The following is a 3683-nucleotide window of genomic DNA, read 5'->3' on the forward strand; positions in this document are numbered from 1 at the left end:
TTGCGCCACGCGCACCCAGGTGCCGCTGGTGGCGTCGCCCGGGGCGTGGCCGGTGGCCGCGCCTGTCGGGGTGCTGGGGCCGTTGAGCGCGCCGGCCAGGGGGTTGTCGCCGCGCTGCCAGGCGAACTGGATGCGCACGCGTCCGTCGCGGTCGGCGTGGATGGGGTCTTCACCCTGGGTCATGACCAGGGCGTGCAGGGGGCCCGGAGCCTCACACAAGGCGAAGGCCGGGGCCCAGGGCAGCAGGCGCAGCGCGGCGGGGGCGGCGCTGAAGCGGTTGCGGTAGCTGCCTTGTTCGACGTCGGTGGCGCGCAGGATCTGTGCGGCCTGCGTGCCCAGGTTGTTGGCCATCTCGTGGGTGATGGCGATGGCAGCGAAGCGGCGATCGGCGCCCGCACCGTGGCCGTCGTGCTCAAGCAGCTCGAAGGTGATGCCAGGTTTCAGTGCGCGCACCGCGCCGGCGGCGTCGATGCCTTGTTGTTGCAGCGCCAAGGCGTCGAGCAGGTCTTGCGTGCCGCCTTCGGCTTCGGCGGGGCTGGCGTGCAGGGGGTCGGCCACGCGGCCGTGGGCGTGCAGGCGCTCGCCGTGGCCTTGGTAGAGCTCCAGCGCAGGCACGGCGGCGGGCAGGCCGCTGGCTTGCGCCTGAGCGGCCACGCCTGCGAGCTGGCGCTCGTCCCACGCCGCCAGGGTCACGGCGTTGGGGCCGATGGCGTGCGAGGTGGCCCATTCGGTGATCGTGTCTTGCGCGAAGCTGCCAAACAGGTTGCCGGCCAGCTGCCCCACCAGCGTGCCAGCCGCGCCGTGGCGGCCCGGCTGGCCAAAGCGCAGGCCGCCCAGGTCGGGGCGCTCGGCAGCCTGGTCGAAGATGACGAGTTGCGGGCCTTGCTCGGGCGTGGCTTCGTGGTCCAGGCGCCAGCTCCAGCCCTCGGCGGCCATGAGGCGGCAGGCAAAAGCCCAGTCGGTTTCTCGGTACTGGGTGGTGATGGCGCGCAAGGGCCCTGGTTCGGCCAGCTCCAGCCGCAAGGGCAGTTGTGGCCAGGCCTGCAGCACCTGCGAGACGATGTCGGCCGTGGTGAGGTCCTGGAAGATGCGGGCGTCTCGGCGCTGGGCCAGCCAGCAACTGCCGTCGCGCACGGTGAGGCGGTAGCGGCCCAGCCCGCCGTCGCTGCCCAGTTGTGCCACCGCCGACACCCAGCCCTGCCAGGTGCGCCAGCTGCCATCGGCCTGCAGCAGACGCAGCGCCACGCGGGTGCCCATGAGCGATTTGAGCGGCAGGCCCGCTTCGGTGCTGACGCAGTCGATTTCAGCCCGCAAGGGCTCGGCCGCGTGCAAGGACTCGGTGAGCGTTGCACGCTCGACGAGCAAGGTTGCGGCGGGCAGCGCCGTGTCGAGCTGCAGCAGGCGCGTGGCCTGGCTGAGCTGGACGGCAGCCAGGAGGCTCGTCGCCAGTGAATTCATGACTCCACCTGAGATGTATGCTTTTGACCTGCCCTCTTTGGGGCAGCCTCGCATCATCGCCGTGATGGCCCACCGGGACCGGCGAGCCCCCGCCCCCCTGCTGGGGGAAAGTTGCAAGAAGTCGTAACCCGCTCCACCGCCTGAACCCGTGAACCCACCCGCCGCCCGCGCCGCCAGCCACCCCGATCAACAGTTGGGCAAGCCCCTGAGCGGCTGGCGGCTGACGCTCTACACCATCATCTTCGAGGCCGACACCCGGGCGGGTCGCTGGTTCGACCAGGCTCTGCTGCTGACCATCGTGGCCAGCGTGGTGATGGTGGTGCTCGACAGCATGCCGGCCATGCACGCGGCCTTTGGTGACATCTTCGGTGTGGCCGAATGGGTGTTCACCGCCCTGTTCACCGTCGAGTACGTGCTGCGGCTGGTGTGCGTGCAAAAACCCTGGGTCTATGCGCGCAGCTTTTTTGGTGTCATCGACCTGCTGTCCACCTTGCCGACCTGGCTGGCGCTGTTCGTGCCCGGCCTGCACGTGCTGATCGACGTGCGGGTGCTTCGGCTGTTGCGCATGTTCCGCGTGCTCAAGCTCACGGGCTACGTGGCCGAGTACACGATGCTGGGCCAGGCCCTGGTGGCCAGCAAACGCAAGATCCTGGTGTTCCTGTCCTTCGTGTTGCTGATCGCGCTGCTGATGGCCACGGTCATGTACGTGGTCGAAGGGCCGGCCAACGGCTTCACCAGCATCCCCACGTCGATGTACTGGGCCATCACGACGATGACAACGGTGGGCTTTGGCGACATCACGCCCAAGACGGACCTGGGGCGGCTGATCTCGTCGATGATGATGATGCTGGGCTGGGGTGTGCTGGCGGTGCCCACCGGCATCGTCACCACCGAGATGGCGCTGCAGCGTGGCCGCATGCCCGAGCCCACCACGCGCACCTGCCAGAACTGCCTGACCGAAGGGCACAGCGCGACGGCGCGCTACTGCATGCATTGTGGGCACGCGCTGCCTGAATACCAGCGCGATTGAAGGCAGCTGCCCGGCGTCTCAGGCGGTCGGCGGATCCGAGGCAGAGCGCCTTTTGCGAACCGGTGAGACCGGCTCGGGGTCACCCGCCTGGAAGTCGCTGTCGGCAAATCCCTCTCGGTCGACGACGACGTCATGGCCTTGCAACCAGGCCTGCAGGTGGCGCGCCGGCATCGGGCGGGCGAACAGGAAGCCTTGCAGCTCGTCGCAGCCCAGGCGCCGCAGGATGTCGAGCTGGGCCTGGGTTTCAACGCCTTCGGCCACCACGGTGAGCCCCAGTGCGTGCGAGAGCTTGATGACGGCGCACACGATGGCGCGGGCGTCGACATCGCGGCCGACGTCCTGCACGAAGCAACGGTCGATCTTGAGCTGCGAGGCCGGCAACTTGCTGAGGTAGCTCAGCGAGGAGTAGCCCGTGCCGAAGTCGTCGATGGACAGGTGAACACCCACGTGCGCGAGCCGCTCGAACAGGCGCAACGAGGCCTGCGGGTCCTCCATGGCGGCCGACTCGGTGATCTCGAAGGTCAGGTGGTCAGGGACCACGGCATGGCGGCGCAGCGATTCCTGGATGCGCTCGGCGAGGTCGCTCTGGCGCAACTGGTGCACCGAGAGGTTGATGGCCACGCGCATGTTCACGCCCAGGTCCTGCCAGATGTGCATCTGCCGGCAGGCTTCGTCGGTGACCCATTGGCCCAGGCTGCCGATCAGTCCGAAGCGCTCGGCAATGGGCACGAACACGCCAGGGCTGACCATGCCCCGGTCAGGATGGTGCCAGCGCAGCAGGGCCTCTGCACCGGTGACGTGGCCGGTGCGGCCGTCGACCTTGGGCTGGTAGTGCAGTTCCAGGCCGGTGCGGGTTTCGATGGCGCGGCGAAGGTCGCGCTGCAGGTCGATGACGTCCTGCGCGTCGTGCTCCATGTCCGGGTCGAAGAAGCAGTGCATGTTGCCGCCGGCACGCTTGGCGGCGAGCATGGCGGCATCGGCTCGGGCGATCAGGCGGGCGCGAGAGCCGTGGTCGGGGTACAGCACGATGCCGATGGAGCACGACAGGCGCACCTCGCGACCAGGCAGTTGGTAGGGCCGCTGCAGGGCCTGTCGCACGCGATCGGCCACGAGGGTGGCCGCGGCGCTGTCGGGGTCGCCGTCCATGAGCATCAGGAACTCGTCGGCGCCGACGCGGGCGATGGTGTCGGTCGAG

At 69.0% G+C, this 3683-nt stretch carries 3 protein-coding genes; 1 reads left to right on the top strand and 2 read right to left on the bottom strand.

From position 1 onward, the window contains the following. On the bottom strand, positions 1 to 1458 hold a 1458-nt coding region (locus B2W70_RS15930), incomplete at its 3' end, for a type VI secretion system Vgr family protein (protein WP_286747151.1). 148 nt (positions 1459 to 1606) lie between these two features. Here B2W70_RS15930 and B2W70_RS15935 point away from each other — a divergent pair. Beyond that, positions 1607 to 2488, top strand: coding sequence for an ion transporter (locus B2W70_RS15935; RefSeq protein ID WP_286747152.1), 882 nt, complete (start codon positions 1607 to 1609; stop codon positions 2486 to 2488). Positions 2489 to 2506: 18 nt separating this feature from the next. Here the strand turns inward: B2W70_RS15935 and B2W70_RS15940 are convergent. Continuing rightward, the coding region (locus B2W70_RS15940) for a putative bifunctional diguanylate cyclase/phosphodiesterase (protein WP_286747154.1) at positions 2507 to 3683 on the bottom strand (1177 nt) is incomplete at its 5' end.

The organism is Aquabacterium sp. UBA2148, assembly GCF_002328915.1.
GTDB classification, from domain to species: domain Bacteria; phylum Pseudomonadota; class Gammaproteobacteria; order Burkholderiales; family Burkholderiaceae_C; genus Aquabacterium; species Aquabacterium parvum.